This window comes from Erythrobacter donghaensis, from assembly GCF_001557325.1.
GTDB lineage: Bacteria > Pseudomonadota > Alphaproteobacteria > Sphingomonadales > Sphingomonadaceae > Erythrobacter > Erythrobacter donghaensis_B.
Genome location: NZ_LSJS01000007.1, coordinates 1 through 3,702 on the forward strand (window position 1 = coordinate 1; position 3,702 = coordinate 3,702).

Below are 3,702 nucleotides of genomic sequence, written 5' to 3' on the forward strand. Positions count from 1 at the left end.
CCCGGCCCGGCGAAAGCCTGCAAATCGTATACATGCGCGCCGGTCAGGTGCGCCGTACAAGCGTGGTCGCAGCGGCGCCCGAGCCGATTGCTGTGGCCGTGACCGGAGCAGGCGGAAGCCTCACGGCCCTTGGAGCAACATTCCGCGATTTGCGCGCCGGCGATCCGTTCCCGCAAGGGCTTGCCGGCGCATTGGTCACAAACGTGGCACCCAATTCACCTGCGGCCTCGCGGGGCCTACAGGCTGGCGACCTCGTGGTGGGACTGAACAATGAACCCGTGCGGTCCGCGGCCGCACTCAACCAACTGTTGTCGGCTGCGAAAGGGCGGGTGCAACTCGTCATTGCACGCGGCAACTCCCTGCTTCCGCTAAGCATGAATTGAGCGACGGACTGTGGAAGGCACGCCAAACAGTAGCGAGGCGCAACCGCACCTCTGATCGTATGCTAGCCAGTGAAGCTGGTCGGCAAGTGTTTGGATTTCGCGCTTAGCGAACCATCTCAATGGTTAGGCCAATGTCGAGGTCGGCCCAGGCTTGGTCTGCGGTGACAGCAACAGCGTTTCGGCTGGCTGCCAGCGCAAGACAGTATCGATCGCCGAGAGACAGGCCTTTGCCACGAGTTTCAGCGCGCAGCAGTCCCGCTCTCATGGCCAACTCGCGGTCGGCCATCACCAGCTCGACATCCAGCTGTTCCATTATATCGACGATCTGCTCAGCCGGTGTGCCGCGATCGACAAGCTTCGCTACCACCTCGGAATAGTTCACCGAACACAGCAGCGCGCCGTCCATCCTTTCGGCGACCACATCTGCACCCGGCTCGTCGAAGAACGCTGCCAACACAGCTGACGCGTCGAGGACATAGACTGGCTCAGTCACGCGCGGCCTCAGCACGGCGATCAGCAATCAGTTCATCAGCGACGGAGCCTGATTCCGGCGCATAGGGACGCAGCATCGTCTGAATGCGCTTGAGAACGTCGCGGCGGGGCCGGACATGCAGTTCGCCATCGACGACCTGCATGACCACCTGATCGCCATCGGCCAGCCCAAGCTCACGGCGAACGTCAGCCGGAAGCTGCAACCGTCCACCACTGACGAGCCGCCCTTTGTGCATGTGCATTGTACGACCCCTTAGGATACTACAGATTGATCTACGCAATACAGATGATCTATCATTTCGACAAGATCATCGTGCGGACGAAAGGGATCGCTCACCGGACACTTTTGAGGGAGCGGGGTTCAGATCCCCCGTCACCTCCGCAAAACCGGCTTGTCCCTTCTCTCATTAAGGTGGTACGCTTTATTTTCTCACACAGGGGCCTCATCCGTTACAAATGACCAACACCCTCATCGGATATGCCCGCTGCTCGACCGACAAACAGGATCTCACCGCACAGCGCGCGGCGCTGATCGAGCTCGGCGTGCCCGAGTACCGCATCTACACCGACCATGGCCTCACCGGTAGGAACCGCGATCGCCCCGGCCTCGCCCAGGCACTGGCCGCGGTGCGCGCCGGCGAAACTCTGGTCGTGCCGAAGCTGGATCGCCTCGCCCGGTCCGTGCCCGATGCGCGTGCGATCGCAGATGAGTTAGAGAAGCGGGGTGTGAGCCTAGCGCTGGGCAAGCAGGTCTACGATCCCAACGACCCTATTGGCCGAATGTTCTTCAACATCCTCGCCACCTTCGCCGAATTCGAGAGCGACCTCATCCGCCTGCGCACCCGCGAGGGCATGAAGATCGCCCGCGACAAGGGCAAGCTGCGCGGCAAGCCGCCCAAGCTCTCTGACCTGCAGCAGCGTGAGCTCCTTAAGATGCACGCCACCGGCGAATACTCGATCAGCGATCTCGGCAAGCTGTTCAAGGTCTCGCGGCCGACCGTGTATCGGACGATCCGACGGGGCGTCAGAGCTGATAACCCCTGAAGTGCGACCATGCCTCATCTTCGCAGGTTGCCATCGCAATCAAGGCTAGGCGTCGCGTCGGCTCTCGACGTTCTATGGCGCTGGCCTGTTGCCGGACGACTCTCCGGACCGCTGGGGTCAATAGAGACTGCTGTTTTGCACGCTAAGACAAGAGTTTCGTGGCATTACGTCTTTGCAAACGCTAGAGGCCAGTTAGTCGGATGGGGCAGAATGAATGAAGGCATTGCCAAAGGCGGGTGAGTTTGTCGATTTGCGCGGCCGGCTATGGCTAGTCGAAGAACAACTGCGCGATAGCCCGTCCTTTCCCTCCCTGCGCCTGAGTTGCGTTGATGATGACGCTCAGGGCGAAATCGCATCGGTATTATGGGACACGGAGATTGCTGCTCGTTCTCGAGATGATGAGCTGTGGGATCTAATCGGTGATGGCGGCACTGACGACGCCAAATTGTTTGCTGCCTACCTTCGCACTATCCGCTGGAACAGCTCGACCGCCTCTGATCGCGAACTTTTCCAAGCCCCCTTTCGAGCAGGCATCAGGATGGATGCATACCAGCTCGCCCCACTTAAGAAGGCGCTCCAACTTCCGCGTGTGAATCTGTTGATCGCGGACGACGTCGGTCTCGGGAAGACGATTGAAGCAGGCTTGGTGGTGCGTGAAATGCTGCTGCGGAAGCGGATAGATTTCATTGTGGTGCTAGCCCCGCCTTCGATGACGATACAATGGCAGGATGAGCTTGCTGCCAAGTTCGGCCTCTCTTTCGAAATCATCGACCGCGATCTTTTGGCAGAATTGCGCCGGAAAAGAGGATTCGGAGCCAATCCCTGGGCCGCAGGGTCGCGGTTTATCTTGTCACACAAGCTTTTGGGTGACGAAGCGTATACGGCAGGGCTCCGCGAAGTTCTCGGCTCATTCCAAGCTCGTTCGTTGCTGATCCTGGATGAGGCTCATCACTGTGCTCCAGCTGGTGGAGGACGGTACGCAATCGAGAGCCAGTTCACGAAGGCCGTGCGAGATATTGCGGACCGCTTCGAGCACCGCTTGTTCCTGTCTGCTACCCCGCACAAGCTACACCCTGATCAGGAAAATCCCGTGCTGGGCAGCGCTCGGGACAGAGCGTCTTGCGCTGATCAACGTTCCGGACCATGTTGGCGTCCTTCACATCGCTACCGACAACGATGGTCCAGGCCAATGCGCCGCAATGGCGGCAGCTGAGTCACATAAGCTACCAATGAGGCAGATAGTTCGTGATTTACCGCCAAGGCATTTCCACGACTGGGCGGGAGTTCAGAGCCATATCCGTTAAATGAACATCAGGCTGAGTGTCGGCGATGAAGATCGGGCGCGTGGCACCGACAAACGCTGTAAGCTGTTGAACGAGCCATTCGGAAACATACCGCAAACTTGCCGGTCGAATTTCAGCATCGATATGCAGTTCCGACTTCCGCCGTCGAAGTTCATAGGCCACACCATCATAGAAAACGGATCGGTCCATTGAGGAACCCGTTTCAAGCAGTGCAGCGAAACTACGCAGACCGATTACTTGCATCTTTCCCACTACAAAGCTTGCGGGATTATCAATCACGTCAATTCGATTTATGGCGAACCATTTGCCCATGAAATCTCGGATTTTCGCTGATGGGGCCAAAAGAAAACACTATCACTTCAAGACACAGCTTGGTTTTATCCTGTATGTCAATTATACTGCCGCTGACTTCGGTTAAAATCCCTTGTCAACAGATCGCGCCGGTGCCCGAGAGGGCTTAATTCGGGAACACGGTGAGG

The 3,702-nt window shown here is 58.2% G+C and carries 6 protein-coding genes; 3 read left to right on the plus strand and 3 right to left on the minus strand.

The annotated features are described in order from the left end of the window. A partial coding sequence (locus AX692_RS18595) for a PDZ domain-containing protein (protein WP_155646228.1) occupies positions 1 to 383 on the plus strand: 383 nt, incomplete at its 5' end. Positions 384 to 486: 103 nt separating this feature from the next. Here AX692_RS18595 and AX692_RS00195 read toward each other — a convergent pair. Both AX692_RS00195 and AX692_RS18600 read right to left on the minus strand, forming a co-directional pair. Next, positions 487 to 903 (minus strand): type II toxin-antitoxin system VapC family toxin, encoded by a 417-nt coding sequence (locus AX692_RS00195; protein ID WP_196491733.1) that lies wholly within the window; start codon positions 901 to 903, stop codon positions 487 to 489. Beyond that, entirely contained in the window at positions 869 to 1,117 is a 249-nt protein-coding gene (locus AX692_RS18600; protein WP_081095032.1) for an AbrB/MazE/SpoVT family DNA-binding domain-containing protein, read from the minus strand. The genes AX692_RS00195 and AX692_RS18600 overlap by 35 nt, the downstream gene beginning before the upstream one ends. 214 nt (positions 1,118 to 1,331) lie before the next feature. Here AX692_RS18600 and AX692_RS00200 point away from each other — a divergent pair, with 214 nt between their 5' ends. Both AX692_RS00200 and AX692_RS19355 read left to right on the plus strand, forming a co-directional pair. Then, entirely contained in the window at positions 1,332 to 1,919 is a 588-nt protein-coding gene (locus tag AX692_RS00200; RefSeq protein ID WP_073977504.1) for a recombinase family protein, read from the plus strand. Positions 1,920 to 2,133: 214 nt separating this feature from the next. Then, positions 2,134 to 3,132, plus strand: coding sequence for a DEAD/DEAH box helicase family protein (locus tag AX692_RS19355; RefSeq protein ID WP_196491734.1), 999 nt, complete (start codon positions 2,134 to 2,136; stop codon positions 3,130 to 3,132). Between the two features lie 37 nt (positions 3,133 to 3,169). Here AX692_RS19355 and AX692_RS19360 read toward each other — a convergent pair whose 3' ends face one another. Further along, the gene (locus tag AX692_RS19360) at positions 3,170 to 3,535 is read right to left on the minus strand and encodes a hypothetical protein (RefSeq protein WP_155646229.1); all 366 of its coding nucleotides are present in this window, start codon (positions 3,533 to 3,535) and stop codon (positions 3,170 to 3,172) included. Positions 3,536 to 3,702 lie beyond the last annotated feature (167 nt).